Here is a 24,198-nt window from a genome sequence, read left to right on the forward strand (position 1 = left end):
ACCCTTTGTCGTGCGGGGAGAACTACATGTGCACGTGCAGGCGCCGGGCCGCTTCGGAGATGGAGCCGCTCAGCGAGGGGTACACCGTAAAGGTGCTGGCGACGTCGTCGACGTGCAGTTTCTGCTTCACCGCAATCGAGATCGCGAAGATCAGCTCGGAGGCGTTCGGACCCACCACGACGCCGCCGATCACGGTGCCGGAGCCCTTGCGGGCGAAGATCTTGACGAACCCGTCCTTGTGGTTGCGCATCTTGGCGCGGGCGTTGCTCTTCAGCGACAACTTGACGACGTCGCCCTGGTATTTGCCGGAGTCGATCTCGGCCTCGGACACGCCGACGGATGCGATTTCCGGTGAGGTGAAGATGTTGGACGCCACCTGGTGCAGCTTGATCGGCGTGACGCTGTCGCCCAGGAAGTGCGCGACGGCGATCCGGCCCTGCATCGCGGCCACGGACGCCAGGGCGAGCACGCCGGTGCAGTCACCGGCCGCGTAGATGTTCGGTGCGCTGGTGCGGGAGACGCCGTCGACCTTGATGTGGCCGCTCTCGGTGAGCGCAACGCCGGCCTCCTCGAGGCCGATCCCGGCGGTGTTCGGAATGGACCCGACGGCGACGAGGCAGTGGCTGCCGGTGACCTTCGAGCCGTCTCCGAGCGTGACCACGACGCCGTCCTCGGTGCGCTCCACCGTCTCGGCGCGGGCGCGCGAGAGCACCTTGACGCCGCGGCGTTCAAAGACAGCCTCAAGGACCTCGGCGGCATCCGTGTCGGAACCCGGCAGCACGCGGTCGCGGCTGGAAATCAGGGTCACTTTGGAGCCCAGGCCGTTGTACGCGGAGGCAAATTCGGCGCCGGTCACGCCGGACCCCACCACGATCAGTTCCTCGGGGAGTTCGTCCATGCTGTAGATCTGCGCCCAGTTCAGGATCCGCACGCCGTCCGGCCGCGCGCTGGGCAGTTCGCGCGGGTGGGCGCCGACTGTGAGCAGAATCGCATCCGCTTCAACCGTCTCGGTGCCGTCGACGGTGAGGACCTCGATGGTGTGGTTGTCCAACAACGTTCCGGAGCCGATCAGGATCCGGACGCCCTGGTGCTCCAGGCCGGCCCGGATGTCCTCGGACTGCTGGCGCGCCAGGCCCAGCAGGCGGTCGTTGATGTGTTTGAGGTCGGCCCGCATCACCGGCGCGAAGTCGCCGCCGTCGACGTCGAACTTGACGCCCAGCTCGCCGGCCTCCCCCACGCGGGTCATCAGGTCCGCCGTCGCAATTAGCGTTTTGGACGGCACGACGTCGGTCAGCACGGCGGAGCCGCCGAGGCCCGCGCGTTCAATGATAGTGACCGTCGCGCCCAGGGAGGCGGCGACCATCGCGGCTTCGTAGCCACCGGGCCCTCCGCCCAGGATTGTGATGCGGGGTGAGCTGAAATCGGGATGCGTAGTCACAAACAGCCATTGTCCACCATCCGGACCGGCGCACCAAGAAACCGGCCCGCATTCTGCCGTCCCCGCTGCTGGGCAGCATGACACCGGCGCGGTAGCTTGTACCAGTGAGTAATACAGAATTCCTGAACACGGATCCCTTCGACGCCGCCCGCGCCGCCGCCGACTACATCGCCGACGAGACGGGCGTCGATTCCCACGACGTGGCCCTCGTGCTCGGTTCGGGCTGGGCCGACGCCGCCGACCTGATCGGCGAGACCACCGCGACGCTGTCCGCGGCCGAGGTCCCGGGCTTCTCCGCGCCCTCGGTGACGGGCCATGTGGGCACCATCCGATCGGTGCTGACCAGGGAGGGGGGCAAGCGCGCCCTGGTCCTGGGCGCGCGGACCCACTACTACGAGGGCAAGGGCGTCCGCGCCGTGGTCCACGGCGTGCGCACCGCCGCGGCCGCCGGCTGCAAGACCCTCGTCCTGACCAACGGCTGCGGCGGGCTGAACGAGGACTGGACGCCGGGCACCCCGGTGCTGATCAGTGATCACATCAACCTCACCGCCACGTCCCCGCTCGAGGGCGCCACCTTCGTGGACCTGACAGACCTGTACTCCGCCCGCATCCGGGACCTCGCCCGTGAGGTCGACTCCTCCCTGGACCAGGGCGTCTACGCGCAGTTCACCGGACCGCATTACGAGACCCCCGCCGAGGTGCAGTACGCCAAGCGGATCGGAGCCGACCTGGTGGGCATGTCCACCGCGCTCGAAGCCATCGCCGGACGCCACGCCGGCTTGGAGGTCTTCGGCATTTCGCTCGTGACCAACCTCGCCGCCGGCATCAGCCCGGTGCCGCTAAGCCACGAGGAAGTCCTGGCAGCCGGCCACGCCGCGGGTCCCCGCATCTCCAAACTGCTTGCGGAGATCATCGCCAAGCTCTAGCCGGCATCGGCCGCTAGCCTGCACCTGTGACTAGCCTGCATCTGTGGCGAAAAAGTCCAGCGCCCGCTGCCTGTCGTCCGGGAAACGCCGTTCCATCGAATCGGCGATCCCGGCGATGGTCTGGCGCGCCAGGGCCTGCCGCCACACCAGCTCGGCCTGGCGCATGGTCTGTGAAATGAGACAGCTCCGGACGAAATTCGCTTCCGGATCTGCCTCCGGGCTGTTACCCAGGATCCCCTCGCAGCGGAACGCCGGCTCGGGTCCCTCCAGCGCCAGGACAACGTCCAGCACGGTGATGTGTTCCGGCCGGCGGGCCAGGTGGAAACCTCCCCGAGGACCGGAAACGGAAGTCATCACCCCGGCGCGGACCAGGGCCTGCAGCTGCTTGTTCAGGTAGGCGGCGGGGAGTTTGTAGTACTCGGCCAGCCGGGCGCTGTTGACCGCCTCTCCCGCCGGGGTCCAGGCCATGTTGACGCAACTGTGCACGGCCCACTCCACCCCACGGCCCATCTTCATATTCAAGACGTTACGTGTCCGGAAAAATGGGTGTCAAGGCTGGGCGGGCCGCGAGTGGACAGTTCGCTGCCGTGTGTTGGGCGTGAACATTGCCGTGTGGTGTGAATCCTTATCTGTCCTCAAGCGGGGTTCACAGCGATGTAGGTTCTGAACTAGGGCCGTCTCGGGACTCACGGAATCACTTGTGAATCATGTAAACCCAGTGAATGAAGGGAAACCCGCGAACCCCAAAGCTACTGGAGACGGCGAACTCCTTAACCTTCTTGGCGCGTCAGTGCCCTAGTCAACGAGGAGGCGCTGACGCTATCTGACGTCGGTGGTTAGAGATGAGCAATCTGGAAGCCACGGCAGTCTCAAATGCAGCCTCCTTGTCAGATCCAATAGGTCGGGTAGGCGGCTCCGCGAAGCTGAGACCCGAGTATTCCAAAACTGACGAGGATGCATGCGGCGATAGCGGAGCACACTACAAAGGAAACCTGTCCCGTCGTAGCCATGGTACCGATAACTGCGGTCGCGGCCGCCGGTGAATGAGGCATTCTCAACCATAACGTCGCCCCGAGGGCCAGGCCGCCCGCGATGGCAGCGGCCCAGATCGAGTGGCTGATCAGCCCCGTGCCGACACCGATCAAGGCCGAAACAACCTGGCCGCCGATAACGCTTCGGGGCTGGGAGAGGGGCAATTGGGGGGCCGCGGCCACGAGTGCCATGGACGCGGCCATCGGAGGGATGAGCAGGAGCTGGCCCGACAGCTTACCCAGCAGCACGAGGCAGACCAGAGCGCCCACGCTGGTAAGCGTCGTCCCAATGAGTTTTGCTGCCGGTAAACGGCTCGGAGCCTGGGAGGACCAGCGTGAAAGGGGTTTGGGAGTATCAACGGTTGATCGGGCAGGAGTGGTAACTGTCATAGCTTTTCCTGACGTTGCACAGAAGACTTAGAAGGTTGGTGGAAGTTCATGGGGCGTGGCTTAAAGTCATTAGCCGTTGGAACGCCGAGAACATCAGGTGGGTATGAATATGTGTGCGATTACGTCGTGGAGCGAGTTTTTAGTCCGCGACGAAGTACAGTCGCTTGTTTACGAATTCACTCATGCCCAGCGGACCCATCTCACGACCGAAGCCGGAGCGCTTCACACCGCCAAAGGGAAGTTCTGCTGCCTCGGCAGCGATGATGTTGACGTGCGCCATGCCGACGTCCAGGCGGGATGCTATTTTCGCTGCACGTGCCTTATCAGTCGAGAAGACTGAGCCGCCGAGGCCGAAGTCGGAATCATTCGCAAGCTCGAGCGCTTCTTCATCACTGGATGCCTTGAACACGATGGCGACAGGGCCGAAGATCTCTTCACGGAAGGAAGCCGACTCGCGGCTAATTCCTGTCAGGACCGCGGGCGAGAAATAGGCACCCTTTCCTTCGGAAAGCACACCGCCAACCTCGAGAGTGGCACCGTCGGCGACAGCGCGCTGCACTTGGGCGTTGACTTGCTCCGCAGCGGCCCGGCTTGAGAGCGGGCCATAGCCATGCTCCGGCATGTTTAGTGGATCACCCGGTACGAGACCGTCAGCGAGCTTCTTGAGCTGAGCGACGAACTCGTCATAGATGTCTTCCATGACGATCATCCGCTTGTTGGCGTTGCACGCTTGGCCACTGTTGTAGACGCGGAAGTTCCAGCCGTCGGCAGCGATTGATGCGAGGTCGTCGGAGTCGAGTACTATCATCGCGTCGGTTCCGCCGAGTTCGAGTACCGCTTTCTTCAGATGCCGCCCGGCCTGCTCGCCGATGATGGCGCCAGCGCGCTCCGAGCCGGTGAGGGACACGCCCTGCACACGTGGATCAGCGATCATTGTGGCGACCTGATCGTGGGTGGCGAAGACGTTTGTGTAACCACCGACGGGTACACCCGCTTCTTCCATGATCTGCTGGATCGCCAACGCCGAACGGGGGCAGATATCCGCATGTTTGAGCAGTATCGTGTTCCCGAGAATGAGGTTTGGTGCGGCGAAGCGAGCGACCTGGTAGTACGGGAAGTTCCAGGGCATAACCCCAAGCAGGGCGCCCACGGGGCGGTTCTCGATGATCGCTTTTCCCGAGATCGTGCTGGGGACCTCCTGGTCAACAGCAAGGCTGGGGCCATGCACGCCGTAGTAGTTAACGATGGAAGCGGCGAACTCGACCTCCTCGATGCCCTCGGACAGGGGTTTACCCATCTCCTGCGCGATAATCTTGGCCAGCTCTTCCTTGCGCTCTTCGAACAGTTCAGCGATGCGTCGGACAACGGCTGCGCGGTCCTGAATGCTCTGTTCGCGCCACTGGTGGTAGGCGGCGTCAGCACTGGCCAGAACCTGCTCTATCTGTTCGCCCGTGGCAGCTTCAAAGGTCTCAATGACCTCACCCGTTGCAGGATTTTGAATACGGTACCGTGACATGTGGCTCCTTGTTGTGTGTTTGCCATTGCCGATGCTTCGCGTTCCAGCGGCCAGCTCAAATGTTTGCGTACAACGTTTCGTGATCGTGGGATCCAGTGGGACTCCCAGAGTCCGACATGCCTATCTGGATAATGACGGGACGGCGGGTGATCAATGCCAGGGCATACAGGACGCGTTTCAGGCATGCGATACCCCATCAGGCAAGGTCAGTAACCTGGCTCGTTGTTCGGGGGATTTCTTTGGATTGCAATGCGCGTCAAGAGACACTTTGGGGAAAGGGCGGGCGCTCACCACGAAAGCCCACACTGCGGGTCGTCACGACCTGCACACCAATGAAGCAGGAGGGTGCCCTCCTTAGCGCTCATGCAGTAGCTGGCCGTTGGTGGAGACCGAGACTTCCGTGTGAAGTTGCACCTCGGGCCACTCAGCATCGCGTGTTTCGTGCGGTGCCGCCCATAGTTTTTCTTTCGTGCGCTTAGCGGCCACCGGGTTGTATTCCTTCCGGGGCCCAGGGGTAGCCCGTTGCTAGTGGTGCCCCGTCGTCGTGACGTGAGAGCCATTCAACGGCAGCATCGTGGTAGCGGTGGAAACCTTTGTAATCGACGAGCTCGGAGTCCAGAGAGGCGAGAGCTCGATGGATTCGTTTTGCCCAATCGGGGGCGTACTGCACCAGCTCAGCGAGGCTGACGAGGTAGGTGCGGACGGGGAACACGATGGCGTTCGATCGGGGAAGTCGGTGCAGGGGCTGCAGTTCGATGCGCAGGTACACCATGTCTCCTGCGTTATCTCTGTTGACCTTCACCCGATCCGGTGCCCATTCCGGGAGGGTTTCTACTGAGGTCTCGAGACGCGGGTGGACGGTGAGAGACCAGTTGACCCGCCTGACGGGGTGGCCGGGCTTCATGCGGAGCAGGAATTTGAGAGCTCTATCCAGGATGCCCATTTCGTGCAGCTTTGGGACTGGCCCGTGGAATTCGAAGAAGCTCATGCCGAGGTTGAATTGCAGCGAGTAGTCGGCTCGCTGGGTAGTCATGCCTGCACCAATGACGAGCGTGTTGTCTTTTTCCTCGAGAACTACGAATTCGCCCTGCGCTTGTCGCGTCGCGTACTCCATCGGGTCCATTGGCAAGGTTGCCGGGTCACCGAAGGTGAAAGAATCATCGATTCCGAGGAGCCTGTTCTGCCACCGCCACTCGTTTCCGTTCTTAGTGAGGGTGAAGTGTTCCGGAAAATCCCTGGCATATGACTCAAAGATGAGCTCCAGCAGATCCCATTGCGCTTCCAGCATGTGCGGCAACGCAAGATAGTGGACGCCCGGCATTTCCCTGAGCATCTGATCTCGGTGCCCGCATTCGGATACGTAGTGTTCATCAACATCGAATGCTGCTCTCAGAGCACCGTCGCCGGCTGGAACGTGTGGTTCCAGATTCATGGAGTACATGTAATCGTCGTCCGGAAACGGGAATGGCAGACGGCGGACTCCTTCGGGTGAGTTCCGGAATTGGTACTCGCCTTCTGGTGTATATGTCTCATCCGTTTTGAATGCGGCTGACTCAGGTATCGCTGTCATGTGAGTTGTCCTTAAGCGTTGATGACGAGTTTTGTACAGGTGGCCCGCGAGACGCAGGGCATGATGAGCTTGTTTGTGCACCGGTCCGACTCGGATAGCCAGTCGTCACGGTGATCGATGGTGCCCTCAAGTTCCAGAACTTCGGTCTCGCAATCACCGCATGCGCCTCCCCTGCAGAGGTACGGCAGCTTGTGCCCTGCCTCCTCAACTGCTTCCAGCAGCGACTGCTCGGGAGACACCTCAATCACTGCTCCGGAACGCGCCAAGGTGACGGAGAACGGGTCGCCAGTGGAACCTAGGTCATCGAACCTTTCGAAGTGGATGTTTGAATCTGACCATCCAAGGTCATGGGCCGCGCCGATGATGTCATCGACCATTCGTCTTGGTCCGCAGACGTAGGCGTGTGTACCAAGTGGCCGTCCTGTCAGGATGTCTGACGCGTTCAGCCGGGACCGGCCGTCATGGCCGTAAAGCGTGACCCGATCTCCATAGCGCTCCTTGAGTTCACGACCAAGGGCGGCGTGCCCTGGGCCCCGAACGGCCAGGTGTAGTTCGAACGGACTTCCCTTGAGACTTAGTTCATCAAGTTGCGCGTAGACGGGGGTGACCCCTACGCCGCCTGCGAGGAAGAGATGGTGCCGGGCATGTTTTGAGACTGGAAAAAGATTCGCCGGGATACCCGCGAGGAGAACATCTCCCTCGCGGACGTTGTCGTGCATAGCCAGCGAGCCGCGTTTTCCGTTATTGACCCTGCGGACAGCTATCTGGTATTCGCTTGTGTCGTAGGGCGAACTCATGAGCGAGTACGCGTTGCGCTTGGTATCCCCATCGGACGGGATCAGGACGGTGATGTGGCTGCCACCGGAAAATGGAGGGAGCCAAGACCCGTCAGCGGCGCAGAAGGTGTATCGGTTGATTTCTGGCGTCACCGGTTCGATGCGTTTGACCCTGAGCTGCAGGGCTCCGTGCTGGGCCTCGGTCATGTATCCAACTCCTCATTTTCCGGAAGTTCACCGGGCACTTCGCTGTCTGCTTTCACTCCTTGGAACGCGGCAAGCCGGCCGGAGTAGTGATCGCGAACGATCAAATTAAGTTCACAGCCGGGGCACGCGAACACCCTGCGGGTGACATTCTCGGAATAGTGGCTGCAGTGCGCACACCACACACGCCTTGAAAAGGAACCCGCGTGCTCACGCAGCACCTCGTCCCGGTTCATGCCGTAAGAGGTTGCAACTTGCATTGAGGTGCCGATAAACCCCTCAGAACCGGATATGTACAGTCGCGTGCCCATCTTTGCCGTCGCGAGGAATGCATCGAGTCCGCGGACTGCATCGGCGTTGGCCGGAAACACGATGAGACCGCACACTTTGAATTTTTGGATGTCAGCCAGATAGTTCTGGCCCGTGAATGACTCGGTTGAGTACAGAACCGTCGTCGCGGCCAACTGGTCCGGGTTCATCTCTCCGAGAAGGCGCACCAGGGGCTTTCCGCCGCTGCCTTGCGCAGCAGTGACGTGGCCGAGGCCGCTCGTCATCGGTGTGAGCTCGTCGTACACGGGACGGCTCTTAATGCCAGTGATTAGCATGAGCTTTGTTACCTCTCATTCTTCGACGCCGCGATGAGGGCATCCGAGCGGTCGCGGGCAGGGGCGGTTGGAATGGCGTCGGCTGCCGGAGCGTCACCCTTGAGGTGCGGCTTCTTCCAGGCCATGTAGACCAGGCCGACCACGACGACAGTGACGGCGGAAATCAGGACGACATAGTTGGCGAACCAGCCATCTTCCGGTGTCCGGGGCCAGGCCATGTTGACCATGCCCAGCACGCCCCAAGTCAGGGCTGCGATGTTGACGGGGATGCCCCAGACGCCAAGCTGGAACGCGCCGTTCGGCTTCCATCCCAGAATGCGCGCCCGAAGCGAGGCCAGGACCACCATCTGGAAGCCCATATACATGCCCATGGCTGCGAAGGAAATGATCACTGTCAGGGCGTCGCTGGAAATTTTCGATCCGATGACGATAAGGGCCGGCACCACACCTGCAAGGAGCAGGGCGTACGGGGGTACGTGCCGCGATTCGCTGAAGGTGCTCAGGAGCTTGCTAGCCGGAAGTATGCCGTCGCGGGCCATCGAGTAGGCAAGGCGGGAGGTGGCTGCCTGGAGGCTCAACACGCATGAGAGGAAGGAGACCATGACGACCGCGAGGACTGCCTTGAAGCCGATAGGGCCGAAGGCCGAGAGGAGGATGTTCCCGACGGGGTCCGTGTCCGTGCCTGATATGACGGCAGCGAAGTCGGGAACAGCGAGGATCAGGGACAGGCATACGAACATTGCTGCGAAGCCACCAATGTAAATGGTCATCCTCATGGCTTTGGGGATGGTCCGGCCAGGGTTGGGGACTTCCTCAGCCACGTCGCCGCAGGCTTCGAATCCGTAGTACTGGAAGATTCCGATCAATCCGGCAGCGGCGAACGCTACGAAGTAGTTGCTGCCTTCGCCTGCACCGAATGCCTGGAACAGGACGCTGAGGTCATGGTGCCGGGCGGTTACAAGCAGCCAGCTTCCCACTGCCAGTGCGCCACCGAGTTCCGCCAAAAGACCGATCATCGCCACGGCGTTCAGCACCTTGGTACCACCAAGGTTAAGAACCGTGGCCAGGGCTATGACCGCAAGCCCCGCAATGATGATGGAGTCAACGCTGCTTTCCATACCGATGAGGGTGCTCAAAAATGGGCCTGCCCCGTATGCGACGCTGGCGATAGTGGTCAGAAGCGCGACGAGGTAAACCCAACCGTTCATCCAGCCCCATTTGCGGCCCCAAAGCCTGCGTGACCATGGATAGACTCCGCCGGCCACTGGATACGCCGCTACCACCTCACCGAAAACCGTCGCGACGAGGAGTTGTCCGATCCCCACGATGACCAGAGACCAAAACATTGGGGGCCCGGCAACGCTCAGGGATGCTGCGAACAAGGAATAGACAGCTACTACCGGCGATAGGTAGGTGAACCCCAGCGAGACGTTCCCCCAGAACGTCATCTCCCGCTTGAATTGGCTCTCGTACGAGTAGCCAAGACTCGCGAGATGCTGAGCGTCTTCGTCGCCGGCGAACTCCTTCGCGGGCTCCGTGATTTCTTCACGCATTGAACTCCTTCTGGTCGGCCCTGACTTCAGTGTGAGGGGGGCCACGTCAGGAAAACCCTACTTTCAAATGTTTAAATGCGCAACAGCACGAGAAAAACTCCGAAGATCCTTGAAAAGCAGGCATTCAGAGCCGGTCGGATGGAGTAATACCTTTATTTACAGTGGATTTTCTTGCTGTTGCCGCTAGTCTTGACGCAAAGCAGGTCAAGAAGGAACGTTTTCTGGGTACGGACCGTGACACCAGGTCTTGCTAGGGTGAACCTTCGGCCCCGGATTAGAATCAGTTCTGTTCCCTACATCGCACGGAGTCGTTTTTTGGCATCTACCACCGCATTTCAAGCCCAGGTCTACCGGTCGTTGCCTGAAACCGAACGCTCCGAGGCAATCGTCGACCGGATTTCCAAAGCGATCGCCCTTGGCCTGCTAAAGGTAGGCGAGAGGCTTCCTGCGGAGACGGCCCTCTCGGAAATGTTTGGCGTTGCGCCGTCTACTCTCCGAGAGGCACTGTCTGATCTCCGGGATCAAGGGATTGTGGCTACGCGGAGGGGACGCAGTGGCGGAACGTTCATAGTCAAACAGCCGTTTACTTCCGCTGACGTCATAAGAAAATGGTTTCAGGACACATCCATTGCCGAGATTCGGGACGTCGGGGACGAGCATGCTGCTATCGCCGCCGCAACTGTACGACTGGCATGCGAACGGGCCGAACCCCACGAGATCAGCAGACTTCTGGAGCTTGGACGAGCTGTCGTTATGACAGACAAACCGGAACTGCGCGCACGCGCAGATAGCAGATTCCATATCGAACTGGCGGTCCTGGCGCAGTCCCCGAGACTTACGAATGCGGAAATAAGGCTGCAAGCCGAGACAGTTCAAGCGCTTTGGGCGCCCGAGTCACTGACCCGCGACCCGGAATTGGTGGCGGCCGAGCACCTTGCCTTGGCTCGCGCCATCGCAAACGACGCACCAGAGGCCGCTCAACAGTTAGTGCTGGAGCACATCCGACATGACATTCACCATCTGGTGGATGCGAAATTGTCCTTCGGATACCCGACGTATCAGCAGGAGCGCTCATGACAACCAATACCCCCGCCATCAAGGCCGCAACGGAAATAGCTGCGTGGACCAACGCACTCGGCCTTGACGTCTACGAATTTGCAGCCCGAACCGGTGCACTGTGGACTAATCGCCCAAGCCCTCTCAAGGTCGCCCCTAGGGACATCGCAGCGCTTGAAAACATGTCCAAGGAGTTCCTGGGCACGCATAGTTTCGTTGTTGGAGCGGGAGTCATCTTCTCCGCAGACGCTATCGAGAACCGAGGCGGCGTCCTTGAATGGTGGACCACGCGTACGCAAGGCATTGAAAAGTTGGAATTTGATCTCACCCCTGGCGGGGAACGGTTTTACGACTACCAGAACATGCCCTTCTTCACGTCAGCCAGCCGCACAGGTGAACAATCGATGTGGGGTCCTTACCTGGACTACCTGGGCTTAGACGAATACATCCTCACTCACACCGCACCGATACAGCTGGGCGGGAGATTCGTAGGAGTAGCTGGTTGTGACATAAGGATTCGCAAACTAGAAGAGATATTCATGCCTGCGCTACGGGCCATCCCGGGAGACGCCGCCCTCCTCAATGAAGGCCGCCGCGTCGTCGTAGGAAACTCCGGCGCCTACCTGGTCGGCGAGAGGATACGCTCCATCCCAAGCGACAAACAATTGCTCCCGATCGAAGCGCCGCATCTCGGACTCTCACTGCTGAGCTGCCGCTAACTGCCGCTATTCCTACGATCGGGACCATCTTCGGCAAATCCCACCAGGAGAAGTGGCGTTGCGCTGGCAACATCACCGACTGGACCACTAGGTCGACGCGTGCAGCAGGGGCGTCCTGGGTGGATATTGGCCGTGCCGTGGCATTAGCCGACAGTCTGCCCACAAACGCTGGGCCGATGTCGCCACCGCGGTGCGGACCGCGGGCGTAGCCTTCATGCACCGCTGGATCAAAGGCGCCTATGAGGAGCACGGGGAACCGGTCTCCGAACAAATTGCCTCTGAACTGGATGAATTTGCCGTCGCGATGATTGAGGGGATATACCTCACCATCAAAGGTGGCTCGCCGGTTACACCGGCCGTGATGCTTGATCACGGCCGGTGTAACCGGCGAGCCACGGCCCTTGTCGGCCTGGCCGAGGACGCCCTAGGAGGCATTAGTTGTCAAAACGCCTGAGTGCGAACGTCGGGAACGACTCACTGAAGCCCGGCAAATGGAAAGGACCGGTCAAGAGAAGTTTCAGCATGGGAAGAAGGCACGAGGCGTGCCTTCGTTGCACGGAAGATAGCGTCAGGAGAGGACTCCTTGTCGGACGACTACAACGGCCGAGGGGCCCTTCCACATCCTTGGATCTGAACAGCGATCATCCACATACAGAGGAACACCGCCGGCAAGAACACCGACGCGGTCAAACTCAGCAAGGACATTGTGAGCGGGCAGGAAGCCGAAATCCAGGAAATGCAGAAACTGCCTGGATCTGGCGTTCGTGCCAGGCAGCCAGGATGGCGTCCACATCGGGGAAGTATTTGTACCGGGTGGCCCTCCCGATCCCGGCCGACTGCGCGATCTGCGACATCGTCACCAACGTCGCCGCAACAGCTCCGTACGTGCCGAACATGACTCTCGACAGCATCCGCCTCTGACCAGCCCAAACGATCTCAGAGGGCAGACAATCCGCCCAGCCGTATGTGGTCCGGTTCAGTGAACCTCGTGGCGGCGGTTATCCTCCAGGTTTGGTTCAGTCCACGGCTTGGGCGGCTGTAGCTTCCTGCGCCTGCTGGTGGAACCACTCGATGTGCTCGCGCAGAAGGCGGGCCGCAAGCTCGCCGTCGTGCGCTTGGACGGCATTGAAGATGCCGTGGTGCTGAGTCCGCAGCACGGATATGACGTCCGGCCACGCGTCCATCACGTCCATCGCGCCCTTGACGTAGCCGACGACGGAGCCGCTGAGGGATTCCATCATGGTGGTGACCACAGCGTTCCTTGCGAGTGAGCTCAGCGCTACGTGGAACCGCACGTCCAGTTCGTGGAAGGCTGCACGGTCCATTTGCGGGTCGTCCATGGCGTCGAGCAACTGGGCCGCCTGCTCCAGCTCCTCCTTCACGTCGGTGCGGGTTGCTGCTGTCTGGGCGGACCAGGTCTCAAGCAGGATGCGGGTCTGGACGATGTCCTCCACAGGCAGCCGGCTGCTGGCGACGTGCAGCCGCAGTGCGGACGACAGGCCCGCGGAGGGGTCGGAAATGACGATTGCCCCCGAGGTGGGTCCGGATCCGACGGAGCTGCGCAGCACGCCCATGGCGTCCAGGATGCGGATGGCTTCCCGCACGGAAGCCCGGGAAATTCCGTAGCTTTCGGCCAGTGTGCGTTCGCCCGGAAGCCGGTCCCCGAGCTTGATCTTGCCCGAGCGCAGGTCCGCCTCGATGTCCTGCAGGAGCGCGTCATAGGTGCGACGGCGGGACGGTGCTCCTGCTTCTGCGCTTGTCACGGGTATTTCCTTCCAGGAGGGGGCGAGTGCGGGCCGTAGGCAGAGCCGCGCTCCATCCGACCACCTTACGCAAAAGCATGGACTCCTGACGGTCGAGGTTGACTGCGGTCACCGCGATCGCCAGGTCCCCTCGCCCCGCGGCCCTACTTGAAAGTGGTGCCGGTCACGTGTTGTAGTATGGTCAGACCACATCCGAGGCCCCGCGAAAGGCTGTCATGAGAATTGCTTTGTTCGCCACCTGCATCGTGGACGCGATGTATCCGAACACCGCCCGGGCCACAGTGAAGATCCTGGAGCGGCTGGGACACGAGGTCGTGTTCCCGTCCGGGCAGGCGTGCTGCGGCCAGATGCACGTCAACAGCGGCTACCTCAACGAGGCGGTTCCCGTGGTTGCCAACCACGTCGCGGCCTTCGACATCGACGACTACGACGTCGCCGTCGCGCCCTCCGGCTCTTGCGTGGCCTCCGTCAAACACCAGCATCCGATGGTCGCCCGCTCCTGCGGAGACGCAGCGCTGGAAGCCCGGGCCACCGCTGTCGGCGCTAAAACATACGAACTCTCCGAACTGCTGGTGGACGTCCTGGGCGTCACCGACGCCGGCTCCCAGCTCGGCTCCTACTTCCCGCACCGCGTCACGTACCACCCCAGCTGCCACGGCATGCGCCTGCTCCGGCTGGGGGACCGGCAGGCCCGGCTATTGCGCAGCGTGCAGGGGATCGATTTGGCCGAACTGCCGGAGGCGGACCAGTGCTGCGGCTTCGGCGGCACGTTCTCGATGAAAAACGCCGACGTCTCCTCGGCCATGCTCGAGGACAAGACGGCCAACATCGCGGCAACCGGTGCCCGCCTGTGCGCAGGCGGGGATGCCTCCTGCCTGATGCACATTGGCGGCGGCCTCTCCCGCCAAGGAAGCGCGGTCACCACCTTGCACCTGGCCGAAATCCTGGCCAGCACCGCAGCAGCCCCGGCGTCCGTCACCGGCGAAGTCCTCGTCTCAACCGGAAAGGCAGCACGATGAGCACCTTCCTGGGCATGCCCTCCCTGCCCGTCTACGGCGCGGGCAACCTGCACGCCTCCGAGTCCTTCCCGAAGGCCGCGCACCGCGAACTCGGCAACGCCCAGCTGCGCACCAACCTCGGCCACGCCACCCACACCATCCGCGACAAGCGGCTGAAGATGGTCTCCGAACTGCCGGACTGGGAGCAGCTGCGCGACGCGGGCAGCGCCATCAAGGAATCCGTAATGGCCCGGCTCCCGGAACTCCTCGAACAGTTCGAGGAGAACTTCACGGCCCGCGGCGGCGTCATCCACTGGGCCCGCGATGCCGACGAAGCAAACGCCATCGTCGCCGGCCTGATCCGGGAGACCGGCGAAACCGAAGCGGTCAAGGTCAAATCCATGGCGACCCAGGAAATCGGCCTCAACGAGTACCTCGAAGAGGAAGGGATAACGGCGTTCGAGACCGACCTCGCCGAGCTCATCGTCCAGCTGGACCACGACAAGCCCAGCCACATCCTCGTCCCGGCGATCCACAAGAACCGCACGCAAATCCGCGACATCTTCCTGCGCGAAATGCCCGGCGCCGATCCCTCGCTGACTGACGACCCGGCGGTGCTGGCCATGGCCGCCCGCGCCCACCTCCGACGCAAGTTCCTCACCGCCAAGGTCGCCGTCTCCGGCGCCAACTTCGCTCTCGCCGATTCCGGCACCCTCGCCGTCGTCGAATCCGAGGGCAACGGCCGCATGTGCCTGACACTGCCCGAGACGCTGATCACGGTGATGGGCGTCGAGAAACTGCTGCCGACCTGGCAGGACCTGGAAGTCTTCATGCAGCTGCTGCCGCGCTCCTCCACCGGGGAACGAATGAACCCCTACACCTCCCTCTGGACCGGCGTCACCGAAGGCGACGGGCCGCAGAACATGCACCTGGTGCTGCTCGACAACGGCCGCAGCGCCGCCCTGGCAGACGAGATGGGACGCTCCGCGCTGCACTGCATCCGCTGCAGCGCCTGCATGAACGTCTGCCCCGTGTACGAGCGCACCGGCGGCCACGCCTACGGCTCCACCTATCCCGGGCCGATCGGCGCGATCCTCTCGCCGTTGATGACCGGCATACAGGCAGAGGAGAACGACTCGCTGCCGTACGCGTCATCGCTCTGCGGAGCCTGCTATGACGCCTGCCCGGTGAAGATCAACATCCCGGACATCCTGGTGCACCTGCGCAGCGTGGACGTGGACAGCAAGCGCGGGAAGAGGAAGCTGCCCAGCCAGATGGACGTCGGCATGAAGGCGGCCTCCTGGGCACTGTCCTCCGGCAAACGGCTCGGGCTGATCGAAAAAGGGCTGCCGCTGGGACGCCTGGCTGCCGGCCCCGACAAGAAGATCACCAAACTGCCGGGCATCGCCGCCGGCTGGACCCAAAGCCGGGACATCCCCGCGCCCCCGCCGCAGTCCTTCCGCAGCTGGTGGGCCAAGGAACACCGGACACCGGACACTGACGGCGCCCCCGCGCCGTCACATGACAAGGAAGGCCAGCCATGAGCGCACGCGAAGACATCCTCGCCCGGATCCGCGCCGCCCTGCAGGACAGCCCCGAGGTACCGCGGATTCCCCGCGAATACCGGGCAACCTCGGGGCTGGACGAGGCGGCACTGATCGAGCTGTTGGTGGACCGCCTGATCGACTACAAAGCGCAGGTATCCGTGGTGGACGCCGCCGAGGTGCCCGCACGGGTTGCAGCCCTCCTCGCCGGCGCGCACAGCTACGTCGTGCCCGCCGGGCTCGACGCCGGCTGGCTCGCCGCTCTCGGCAGCCAGCATGAGGACGAGGGCCGCCGCCACGTGGATTCCGCCGCCGCGCCGCTGACCGTTGCGGAGCTCGACGGGATTGACGCCGTCGTGACCGGCAGCGCCGTCGCCGTGGCAGAAACCGGAACCATCATCCTGGACGGCAGCCCCAACCAAGGCCGCCGCGCCATCAGCCTCGTCCCGGACCACCACATCTGTGTCGTGAAGGCCACCGACATTACCGGCATCCTGCCCGAGGCGCTGCGCCGGATCGACGGCACCCGGCCGCTCACCATGATCAGCGGCCCGAGCGCGACCAGCGACATCGAACTCGAACGCGTGGAGGGAGTCCACGGCCCCCGTAGGCTCGACGTCATCATCGCCCGATAGATGGAACGCTTCGACGGCGATTGCGGATAGTTTGGTACCTATGACGTCTCCTGATGCCGAACTCATCCGACTGCTGGGCGAAGCCCGGGACTGGGCCGCCCAGGACCCGGACCCGGCCACCGTCGCGGGCCTCTCCGAGCTAATCCAGCTGACGGCCGGCGGCGCCGCTGCCGCCCGCCAGGAGCTGACGGACAGCTTCAGCGGCACCCTGCAGTTCGGCACCGCAGGCCTCCGGGCGGCCCTCGGCCCCGGCCCGAACCGGATGAACCGCATGGTGGTGCGCCGCGCCGCGGCCGGCTTCACCGCGTTCCTGGCCAACGCCGTCGAGCAGGCCTCCCCCGGCACCCGGCCGCGCGCCGTCGTCGGCTACGACGCCCGCTACAACTCCGAAATTTTCGCCGAGGAGACGGCGGCAGTCCTCACGGCCGCCGGAATTGAAACCTTCCTGATGCCTGCGGCCCTGCCGACGCCGCTGCTCGCCTACGCGGTCCGGGCGCTGGAGTGCGACGGCGGCGTGATGGTGACCGCCAGCCACAACCCGCCGCAGGACAACGGCTACAAGGTCTACCTCGGCCGGCACGCCGTCGAGGAAAGCGGCCGCGGGGCGCAGATCGTCGCACCCTACGACACCCTGATCGCGGCCAGGATCGACGCCGTCGGCGCGCTGGAGTCCATCGTCCTGGCCAAGGAAGGCTGGACGGTGCTTGACCCCTCCATCGCGGCCGACTACGCGGCCGCCGTCGCGGCCCTCGCCGTTCCCGAGCACTTCCCTGCCCGGGACCTCAAGATCGTCCTGACCCCGATGCATGGCGTGGGCGGAGGGACGGCCGTGGCCGTCCTCAACGCGGCAGGCTTTGCCGACGTCACCTTGGTCGCCGAGCAGGCGGAACCGGACCCCGACTTCCCCACGGTGAACTTCCCGAACCCGGAAGAGCCCGGTGCCCTGGACCTGGCCCTCGAGACCGCGTCCCGCGTGGACGCCGATATCGTTCTCGCCAACGACCCCGACGCCGACCGCGCCGCGGTTGCCGCGAAGGACCCGGACACGGGCGCCTGGCGCATGCTGCGCGGCGACGAGGTCGGAGCCCTGCTGGGCGCTCATGCCGTGGCCCGTCTGGCGGCTGCCGGCGGTGAGGCCGCGGGGGGCGTTTTCGCCAACTCGATCGTGTCCTCGCGGTTGCTCGCGCGGATCGCGGCTGCCGCGGGCTATGCACATGAGGAAACCCTGACGGGCTTCAAGTGGATTGCGCGTGTGCCGGGCCTGCTCTACGGCTACGAGGAGGCGCTGGGCTACTGCGTCGCGCCGTCACTGGTCCGGGACAAGGACGGGATCTCCGCCGCCGTGCTGATCGCGGAATTCGCGGCCGCGGCCAAGGCCGAGGGCAAGACCATCTTTGACACGCTGGATGAGCTGTACCTCGTGCACGGCCTCCACGCGAGCGACCAGTTCAGCATCCGGGTGGCGGACCTGGGACTGCTGGACGCAATGATGAACCGGCTGCGCGTCAGCCCGCCGGAGTCCTTTGGCGGCTCCGCGGTGGAGACGGTCGTGGACCTGGCGGCGGGCAGCGAAAAGCTGCCGCCAACCGATGGTGTGCTGTACCTGACCAAGGACCTCAGCCGCGTCATCATCCGCCCCAGCGGGACGGAGCCCAAGCTCAAGTGCTATCTCGAAGTCATCCGCAGCGTCGAATCTGCCGCGGAACTGCCGCAGGCGCGGCAGGAAGCGCGCGGCGCCCTGGACAGCGTCCTCACCGACGTCCGCGAGGCCCTGGGGCTGTAAAGCCCCACGTCCCGAGGGTCCTAGAGCTCCACCTCGATGTATCCGGCCACGATCCGGGTGCTGAAGGTCTCAAGCCAGAGACCCGGTGTGCCAAGGCACTCCCCGGTCTTCAGGTCATAGACTTCCTTGTGCAGCGGCGAGGCCAGCGTGGGGCGGGCCCCGCGGGAACCTGTGATGCCGCGTGCCATGACATGCGCCCCGGTCGCCGGGTCCTCCTGCGCCACGGCGAAAACCTCACCGGCAGCGGTGCGGAACAAGGCGACCTGGCGCCCCGCAATCAGGGCTGCCTCGCCCCAGGCGGGCTCCAGCTCCTCCACGGCGCACACACGGTGCCAGCCGGTTCCAAAGCCGGGGTGTGCGCCAAAATTCCGTGCTGCGCTCTCAAGTACGGCAGTCATTTCGGTCCCTCTCTGTACATCCCTAACGTGCTCAACCGCTCCTGCGGCCACGTCTCCAAGCTAGGCCCGAGGTGTTTCAACCGGATGCGCCAAATGTGTCAGGCGGGTAAAAGAGACCTCACCCGCCCCGAAACACATTCGTGATGCAGAAGTTAAGATCACGAAACATAAGGGAAACTGAAGCGAAACTGCGGTTGCCTAGGCTGGGTACACAAGCTGCAGAGCACCGTCTGCGGCCCATGCGAAAGGCCCACCGTGACCGGACAGACTTCCAGCCCCCAGAACCAGGGCGCAGAGCGCACCACAACACCGCGCCGCATCGTGGTTGCCGGCGGCGGCCCTGCAGCCCACCGCTTCGCGGATGCCATGCACTCCCGGGGCCTCGACGGCTGGCACGTCACGGTCCTCACCGAGGAAGCGCACCTCCCGTACGACCGCGTCGCCCTGAGCAAGGCCCTCACCGACGCCGACGTCGACCTCACCCTCGGCACCGCCTCCATGTGGGATCACGATGCCCTCAGCCTCAAGACCGGCGAGCGCGTTACCGGCCTCGACACCGCCGGCAAGACCGTCACGACGGCGGCCGGCACCGTGTACCCGTACGACGAGCTCGTCGTCGCCACCGGCTCCGACGCGGCCCGCCTGCCCATCGCCGGATCCGACCTCACCCACGTGTACCGCACGATCGAGGACGTCCGGGCCATCAACAAGGAGATCGCGGAGCTGACGGCCAAGTTCGGCCGCAAGGTCAACGCCGTCACCATCGGTGGCGGCCTCCTGGGCCTCGAATCTGCGGCCGGCACCGAGCAACTCGGCGCCACCCCGATCGTCATCAACGGCTCCCCCTGGCTCATGAACACCCAGCTGGACGAGGGCGCCGGGCAGGCCCTCGGCCGCCTGATCGAGGCCAAGGGCTTCACCGTCCACGGCGGCGTGTTCCCCTCCGAGGTCCTCTCCGACGACGACGGCCAGGTCACCGGCGTGCTCATGGCCGACGGCCGGATCATCGACGCCGACATCGTCATCGTCGCGATCGGCGTGAAGCCCCGCGACGAACTGTTCCGCCTGGCCAACGGCCCGGAAACCGAAGGCACCGCGGCTCAGTTCCAGCTCGGCCCGCGCGGCGGCGTCGTCATCGATGATTCCTGCGCCACCGAGGTCCCCGGCATCTGGGCGATCGGCGAGGTCGCCAACTTCGGCGGCATGTGCCTGGGCCTCGTGGCACCGGCCAACACCATGGCGGAGATCGTCGCGGACCGGCTGCACGGCGGCCAAGCGACCTTCCCGGGCTTCGACACCGCCACCAAGCTCAAGCTCTCCGGCGTCGACGTCGCCAGCTTCGGTGACGCCTTCGCCCGGACCGAGCACGCCCTCGAGATTGTCTACGCCGACCCCGCCCGCGGTGTCTACCAGAAGATCGTCACCACGGACGACGCCAAGACCCTGCTCGGCGGCATCTTCGTCGGCGACGCCTCCCCCTACACGAGCCTCCGCCCCATGCTGGGCCGCGAACTGGCCGCCGAACCCGGCGCGTACCTCACCGCGGCCGGCGGCGGCGACGCCCCGGACACCGAACTGCCGGACGACGCCATCCTGTGCTCCTGCAACAACGTCTCCGCCGGAACCATCCGCGACACCGTCAACGGCTGCGGGGCCTGCGACGGCAACGCTCCCGTCCAGGAGCTCGGCGAGCTGAAGGGCTGCACCCGCGCCGGGACCAGCTGCGGTTCCTGCGTGCCGATGCTCAAGAAGCTGCTGGAAACCGAACTGACCAAGTCCGGCGTCGCCGTCTCCAAGGCACTCTGCGAACACATCGAGCTGTCCCGCCAGGAACTCTTCGAGACCATCCGGGTCCTGGAACTCACCTCCTTCGAGGAGGTCATGGCCAAGTACGGCACCGGCGCAGGCTGCGACATCTGCAAGCCGACCATTGCCAACATCCTGGCCAGCCAGAACAGCGCCTACGTCCTCGACGCCGGCCGCGGCACCCTGCAGGACACCAACGACCGCGCCCTGGCCAACATGCAGAAGGACGGCACCTACTCGGTGGTCCCCCGCATCGCCGGCGGCGAGATCACCCCGAAGAAGCTCGGCGTCATCGCCGCCGTGGCCGAGAAGTACAACCTGTACACCAAGATCACCGGCGGCCAGCGGATCGACATGTTCGGTGCCCGGCTGGAGGAGCTCCCGGAAATCTGGAAGGAACTCGTGGACGCCGGCTTCGAGTCCGGCCAGGCCTACGGCAAGAGCCTGCGCACGGTGAAGTCCTGCGTCGGTTCCACCTGGTGCCGGTTCGGTGTCCAGGATTCGGTGGCCATGGCCATCCAGCTCGAGCTGCGCTACCGCGGCCTCCGCAGCCCGCACAAGCTCAAAATGGGCGTCTCCGGCTGTGCCCGCGAATGCGCCGAGGCCCGCGGCAAGGACGTCGGCGTCATCGCCACCGCGGACGGCTGGAACCTGTACGTCGGCGGCAACGGCGGTGCCACCCCGGCGCACGCCCAGCTGCTGGCCAAGGATCTCGACGACGAAACGCTGCTCAAGTACATCGACCGCTACTTCATGTACTACATCCGCACCGCCGACCGGCTGCAGCGCACCGCCCGGTGGCAGGAGGAGCTCGACGGCGGCATCAAACACGTCGAGGACGTGGTGGTGCACGACACCCTGGGCATCGCCGAGGACCTCGAAGCCGCCATGGCCAAGCACGTGGACACCTACGTGGACGAATGGGCCGACACCCTGAAGGATCCCGAGCGCCTGCGCCGGTTCCGTTCCTTCGTCAACGCCCCCGACCAGAAGGACGACTCCATCACCTTCGTCCCGGACGAGCGCGGCCAGATGCGCCCGGCCACCGCAGAGGAGAAGGCCCTGGCCGCTCAGCAACCAGTGATGGTCGGGGCTTCCATCCCCATGCGCCCCCGCGATGAGAACGAGGTATAGCCATGCAGCTCAGCATTGATCTCACCGGCCGCGAAGTCCTGGTCACCGGCTCCGACACCGCCGCCCGCCAGGCCGTCCGGCGCTACCAGGCCGCTGGCGCCGTCGTCCTCCCGGCTCAGCACCCCGGCCGGGGCGCCGCACGACGGTCCCCTGCCGGAACGGCCCTTCCTGGTGGCCGCGGTCGACGACGGCCAGCCGGGCTGGGAGGCACTGCTGGAGCGCTGCCGCGCGACCGGCATCCCCGTCGCCGCCGAGCCCGCCGCGGGTCCCACCGGCCGGGTCACCCTGGTGGGCGGCGGTCCCGGCACCACCGAGCTGCTGACCGTGGCGGCCGTCAAGGCGCTGCGGGACGCCGACGTCGTGTTCTACGACCGGCTCGCCCCCTACCAGGAGCTTCCCTCGCTGAGCACGGCCGTACTCGTGGACGTGGGCAAGCGTCCCGGCCACCACCCGGTCAGCCAGTCCGGGATCGAGGAGCTCATGGTCAACGCGGCCCTCGCGGGCAGGAACGTGGTGCGGCTCAAGGGCGGCGATCCGTACGTGTTCGGCCGTGGCGGCGAGGAAGTCGCGGCCTGCGTCAAAGCCGGCGTGCCCGTCCGGGTCATTTCCGGCGTCACCAGCGCCATCTCCGTCCCCGCGGCGGCCGGGATCCCGGTCACGCACCGCGAGGTCAGCCACATGTTCACCGTGGTCTCCGGCCACGCCCCGCTGACCGAAAAAGAGCACACCCACCTGGCCGGCCTCGGCGGAACAATCGTGGTCCTGATGGGCATCGGCACCCTGCACCAGCTCGCCGCCGGGCTGCGCCGCGCCGGAATGCGGGCGGACATGCCGATGGCCGTCGTCGAGCGCGGTTACCGCCCCGGGCAGCGCACCACCATCGCCGACCTGGGCACCATCACCACCGCGGCCGCGGACTGCACGAACCCGGCCGTGCTGGTGATCGGCGACGTCGTCCGGGTGGCCGAAGCCAACCGGGGCTCCGCTGAAGCAGCGGCCGACCTGGACCGCCTCGCCGCGTCCCTGATGGGCGCGTGAGAACCGTGAGTGCGCTCAATACCATCGCCCCCGAAGTCCTGCCCGGCGTTCGCGGCGTTTCCGGCGCCCCGGAGGCAATTGCCGAGGACGTCCTGGAGAAAGAGCTACCCCTCGAAGGGTTCCGGATCGGCGTCACCTCGCACCGGCGCTCCCAGGACCTGATCGAGGCCCTGGAACGGCGGGGCGCCGAGGTGCTGCACGCGCCGGCGCTGAAGATCGCACCGGTGCAGGAGGACCTGCGCCTGATCGAGGACACCCGCGCCATCATCGACGCCCGGCCCGACCTGTGCATCGCCACCACCGCGTACGGGATGCGCCGCTGGTGCGAGGCCGCGGATACCTTCGGGATCGGCGAACAGCTGCTCGAGACCCTGGGCGCCACCCGGATGTTCGTCCGCGGCCCCAAGGCCCGCGGTGCCGTCCGCGCCGCCGGGCTGGCCGACGTCGGGATCAGCAGCGACGAAACCACCGCGACCCTGGTGGACATGCTCCTGGCCGAAGGCGTGCGCGGCAAGACCGTCGCGGTCCAGCTGCACGGCTACACCGACGTACGCCAGCTGGAGCGGCTGCGGATGTCCGGTGCCACCGTCCTGACCGTCACCCCGTACCGCTGGGTCAAGCCCGACGGCGCCGACCGGCTGCCGCGGCTGATCGAGGCGGCGTGCAGCGGCAACCTGGACGTGCTGACCTTCACCAGCGCCCCGGCCGTGGACGCGATGTGGAGCACGGCACACGAGATGGGCCTGTACAAGCAGCTTGTGGAGAGCCTCAAGACGAACGTCGCGACCGCCGTCGTGGGTCCCGTCACGGCCCAGCCGCTGCTCGACGCGGGACTGCAGCCGCTGGTCCCGGAACGGTTCCGGATGGGCGCCCTGATCCGGCTGGTCTGCGAGCACCTGGCCCTGAACCACGTCCGCCGGCTGGACACCGCCTCGGGCAGCGTGGAGCTCCGCGGCCGCTCGCTCCGGGTCGACGGCGAGGCCGTGGAGATGGCGCCGGCCCCGCTGCTGCTGTTGCGGGCGCTGCTGGGTGCCGGCGGGGCCGTGCTTTCCCGCGAGGCCTTGTCCGAACTGCTGGAGCTGAGGGGTTCCGTCCACGCCCTGGACATGACCGTGAGCCGGCTGCGCTCCTCCCTCCCGGACGGCCGGCTGGTGGAAACCGTGGTCAAGCGCGGCTACCGGCTGCGGGTGTGACGCAGGGCATTACCGGCCGGTAAATACTGGCGAACGGGCTGCGAAAAAACAGCAACACCGGGGAAACACGCCGGAAAAACCCGACGCCTACGCTGGGTGCACCAAGCACGACGGCCACACCA

At 64.7% G+C, this 24,198-nt stretch carries 21 protein-coding genes and 1 pseudogene; 12 read left to right on the forward strand and 10 right to left on the reverse strand.

Translation table 11 applies throughout. From position 1 onward, the window contains the following. Positions 1–22: 22 nt before the first annotated feature. The gene (locus QFZ69_RS14560; protein WP_306919197.1) at positions 23–1,438 is read right to left on the reverse strand and encodes an NAD(P)H-quinone dehydrogenase; all 1,416 of its coding nucleotides are present in this window, start codon (positions 1,436–1,438) and stop codon (positions 23–25) included. A gap of 104 nt (positions 1,439–1,542) precedes the next feature. Here QFZ69_RS14560 and QFZ69_RS14565 point away from each other — a divergent pair, with 104 nt between their 5' ends. Next, positions 1,543–2,364, forward strand: coding sequence for a purine-nucleoside phosphorylase (locus QFZ69_RS14565; RefSeq protein ID WP_306919199.1), 822 nt, complete (start codon positions 1,543–1,545; stop codon positions 2,362–2,364). Positions 2,365–2,394: 30 nt separating this feature from the next. On the opposite strand, the gene QFZ69_RS14570 is transcribed toward QFZ69_RS14565, so the two are convergent. From QFZ69_RS14570 to QFZ69_RS14600, 7 genes are all read right to left on the reverse strand, one after another. Continuing rightward, complete coding sequence (locus QFZ69_RS14570) at positions 2,395–2,880, reverse strand: Rrf2 family transcriptional regulator (RefSeq protein WP_306919201.1); 486 nt, start codon at positions 2,878–2,880, stop codon at positions 2,395–2,397. A 371-nt stretch (positions 2,881–3,251) separates the two neighbouring features. Next, entirely contained in the window at positions 3,252–3,665 is a 414-nt protein-coding gene (locus QFZ69_RS14575; RefSeq protein WP_306919204.1) for an HPP family protein, read from the reverse strand. Positions 3,666–3,924: 259 nt separating this feature from the next. Next, entirely contained in the window at positions 3,925–5,301 is a 1,377-nt protein-coding gene (locus QFZ69_RS14580) for an NAD-dependent succinate-semialdehyde dehydrogenase (RefSeq protein ID WP_306919206.1), read from the reverse strand. A 475-nt stretch (positions 5,302–5,776) separates the two neighbouring features. Further along, entirely contained in the window at positions 5,777–6,871 is a 1,095-nt protein-coding gene (locus tag QFZ69_RS14585; RefSeq protein ID WP_306919208.1) for a DUF3445 domain-containing protein, read from the reverse strand. Positions 6,872–6,882: 11 nt separating this feature from the next. After that, entirely contained in the window at positions 6,883–7,854 is a 972-nt protein-coding gene (locus QFZ69_RS14590) for a PDR/VanB family oxidoreductase (RefSeq protein ID WP_306919210.1), read from the reverse strand. Further along, the gene (locus QFZ69_RS14595) at positions 7,851–8,456 is read right to left on the reverse strand and encodes a dimethylamine monooxygenase subunit DmmA family protein (protein ID WP_373461901.1); all 606 of its coding nucleotides are present in this window, start codon (positions 8,454–8,456) and stop codon (positions 7,851–7,853) included. The genes QFZ69_RS14590 and QFZ69_RS14595 overlap by 4 nt, the downstream gene beginning before the upstream one ends. Before the next feature lie 8 nt (positions 8,457–8,464). Beyond that, a complete protein-coding gene (locus QFZ69_RS14600) occupies positions 8,465–10,009 on the reverse strand; it encodes an APC family permease (RefSeq protein ID WP_306919215.1) in 1,545 nt (514 codons plus the stop codon). A 315-nt stretch (positions 10,010–10,324) separates the two neighbouring features. On the opposite strand from QFZ69_RS14600, the gene QFZ69_RS14605 reads away from it, so the two are divergent. The 4 genes from QFZ69_RS14605 to QFZ69_RS14620 all read left to right on the forward strand — a co-directional run bounded on the left by QFZ69_RS14605 (position 10,325) and on the right by QFZ69_RS14620 (position 12,705). Then, complete coding sequence (locus tag QFZ69_RS14605; RefSeq protein WP_306919217.1) at positions 10,325–11,086, forward strand: FadR/GntR family transcriptional regulator; 762 nt, start codon at positions 10,325–10,327, stop codon at positions 11,084–11,086. Beyond that, the gene (locus QFZ69_RS14610; protein WP_306919218.1) at positions 11,083–11,784 is read left to right on the forward strand and encodes a cache domain-containing protein; all 702 of its coding nucleotides are present in this window, start codon (positions 11,083–11,085) and stop codon (positions 11,782–11,784) included. The genes QFZ69_RS14605 and QFZ69_RS14610 overlap by 4 nt, the downstream gene beginning before the upstream one ends. A gap of 214 nt (positions 11,785–11,998) precedes the next feature. Continuing rightward, a complete protein-coding gene (locus QFZ69_RS14615) occupies positions 11,999–12,238 on the forward strand; it encodes a hypothetical protein (protein WP_306919219.1) in 240 nt (79 codons plus the stop codon). Positions 12,239–12,564: 326 nt separating this feature from the next. Continuing rightward, positions 12,565–12,705 (forward strand): hypothetical protein, encoded by a 141-nt coding sequence (locus QFZ69_RS14620; protein WP_306919221.1) that lies wholly within the window; start codon positions 12,565–12,567, stop codon positions 12,703–12,705. A gap of 95 nt (positions 12,706–12,800) precedes the next feature. Here QFZ69_RS14620 and QFZ69_RS14625 read toward each other — a convergent pair whose 3' ends face one another. Next, entirely contained in the window at positions 12,801–13,547 is a 747-nt protein-coding gene (locus QFZ69_RS14625; RefSeq protein ID WP_306919223.1) for a FadR/GntR family transcriptional regulator, read from the reverse strand. Between the two features lie 215 nt (positions 13,548–13,762). Here QFZ69_RS14625 and QFZ69_RS14630 point away from each other — a divergent pair, with 215 nt between their 5' ends. Genes QFZ69_RS14630 through QFZ69_RS14645 form a run of 4 tightly spaced genes read left to right on the forward strand, consistent with a single transcriptional unit; the run spans position 13,763 to position 18,507 of the window. Continuing rightward, positions 13,763–14,566 (forward strand): (Fe-S)-binding protein, encoded by an 804-nt coding sequence (locus QFZ69_RS14630; RefSeq protein WP_306919225.1) that lies wholly within the window; start codon positions 13,763–13,765, stop codon positions 14,564–14,566. Next, positions 14,563–16,089 carry a LutB/LldF family L-lactate oxidation iron-sulfur protein gene (locus QFZ69_RS14635; RefSeq protein ID WP_306919227.1) on the forward strand — a complete coding sequence of 509 codons (1,527 nt, stop codon included), beginning with the start codon at positions 14,563–14,565 and terminating at the stop codon, positions 16,087–16,089. Before QFZ69_RS14630 ends, QFZ69_RS14635 begins: the two co-directional genes overlap by 4 nt. Beyond that, positions 16,086–16,724: a lactate utilization protein C gene (locus QFZ69_RS14640; RefSeq protein WP_306919229.1), complete on the forward strand. Its 639-nt coding sequence runs from the start codon at positions 16,086–16,088 to the stop codon at positions 16,722–16,724. Before QFZ69_RS14635 ends, QFZ69_RS14640 begins: the two co-directional genes overlap by 4 nt. A gap of 40 nt (positions 16,725–16,764) precedes the next feature. Beyond that, positions 16,765–18,507: a phospho-sugar mutase gene (locus tag QFZ69_RS14645; protein WP_306919230.1), complete on the forward strand. Its 1,743-nt coding sequence runs from the start codon at positions 16,765–16,767 to the stop codon at positions 18,505–18,507. Between the two features lie 20 nt (positions 18,508–18,527). Here QFZ69_RS14645 and nirD read toward each other — a convergent pair whose 3' ends face one another. Next, the gene (nirD, locus tag QFZ69_RS14650) at positions 18,528–18,905 is read right to left on the reverse strand and encodes a nitrite reductase small subunit NirD (protein ID WP_306919232.1); all 378 of its coding nucleotides are present in this window, start codon (positions 18,903–18,905) and stop codon (positions 18,528–18,530) included. Positions 18,906–19,160: 255 nt separating this feature from the next. Between nirD and nirB the strand changes: the two genes are divergently transcribed. From nirB to QFZ69_RS14665, 3 genes and pseudogenes are all read left to right on the forward strand, one after another. After that, positions 19,161–21,845: a nitrite reductase large subunit NirB gene (gene nirB, locus QFZ69_RS14655; RefSeq protein WP_307000203.1), complete on the forward strand. Its 2,685-nt coding sequence runs from the start codon at positions 19,161–19,163 to the stop codon at positions 21,843–21,845. A gap of 2 nt (positions 21,846–21,847) precedes the next feature. Beyond that, positions 21,848–22,883, forward strand: a pseudogene (cobA, locus tag QFZ69_RS14660) (uroporphyrinogen-III C-methyltransferase). Between the two features lie 5 nt (positions 22,884–22,888). Beyond that, positions 22,889–24,076, forward strand: coding sequence for a uroporphyrinogen-III synthase (locus QFZ69_RS14665; protein WP_373461902.1), 1,188 nt, complete (start codon positions 22,889–22,891; stop codon positions 24,074–24,076). Positions 24,077–24,198: the final 122 nt, after the last annotated feature.

The organism is Arthrobacter sp. V1I7 (genome assembly GCF_030817015.1).
In the GTDB taxonomy this organism is placed as follows: Bacteria; Actinomycetota; Actinomycetes; order Actinomycetales; family Micrococcaceae; genus Arthrobacter.

What these genes read in the sequence shown, in the direction of transcription:
- QFZ69_RS14570 (WP_306919201.1), bottom strand. Translation starts at nt 2,880, where the DNA reads ATGAAGATGGGCCGTGGGGTGGAGTGGGCCGTGCACAGTTGCGTCAAC.
- QFZ69_RS14580 (WP_306919206.1), bottom strand. Translation starts at nt 5,301, where the DNA reads ATGTCACGGTACCGTATTCAAAATCCTGCAACGGGTGAGGTCATTGAG.
- QFZ69_RS14585 (WP_306919208.1), bottom strand. Translation starts at nt 6,871, where the DNA reads ATGACAGCGATACCTGAGTCAGCCGCATTCAAAACGGATGAGACATAT.
- QFZ69_RS14590 (WP_306919210.1), bottom strand. Translation starts at nt 7,854, where the DNA reads ATGACCGAGGCCCAGCACGGAGCCCTGCAGCTCAGGGTCAAACGCATC.
- QFZ69_RS14595 (WP_373461901.1), bottom strand. Translation starts at nt 8,456, where the DNA reads ATGCTAATCACTGGCATTAAGAGCCGTCCCGTGTACGACGAGCTCACA.
- QFZ69_RS14600 (WP_306919215.1), bottom strand. Translation starts at nt 10,009, where the DNA reads ATGCGTGAAGAAATCACGGAGCCCGCGAAGGAGTTCGCCGGCGACGAA.
- QFZ69_RS14610 (WP_306919218.1), top strand. Translation starts at nt 11,083, where the DNA reads ATGACAACCAATACCCCCGCCATCAAGGCCGCAACGGAAATAGCTGCG.
- QFZ69_RS14615 (WP_306919219.1), top strand. Translation starts at nt 11,999, where the DNA reads ATGCACCGCTGGATCAAAGGCGCCTATGAGGAGCACGGGGAACCGGTC.
- QFZ69_RS14620 (WP_306919221.1), top strand. Translation starts at nt 12,565, where the DNA reads ATGGCGTCCACATCGGGGAAGTATTTGTACCGGGTGGCCCTCCCGATC.
- QFZ69_RS14630 (WP_306919225.1), top strand. Translation starts at nt 13,763, where the DNA reads ATGAGAATTGCTTTGTTCGCCACCTGCATCGTGGACGCGATGTATCCG.
- QFZ69_RS14635 (WP_306919227.1), top strand. Translation starts at nt 14,563, where the DNA reads ATGAGCACCTTCCTGGGCATGCCCTCCCTGCCCGTCTACGGCGCGGGC.
- QFZ69_RS14640 (WP_306919229.1), top strand. Translation starts at nt 16,086, where the DNA reads ATGAGCGCACGCGAAGACATCCTCGCCCGGATCCGCGCCGCCCTGCAG.
- QFZ69_RS14645 (WP_306919230.1), top strand. Translation starts at nt 16,765, where the DNA reads ATGACGTCTCCTGATGCCGAACTCATCCGACTGCTGGGCGAAGCCCGG.
- nirD (WP_306919232.1), bottom strand. Translation starts at nt 18,905, where the DNA reads ATGACTGCCGTACTTGAGAGCGCAGCACGGAATTTTGGCGCACACCCC.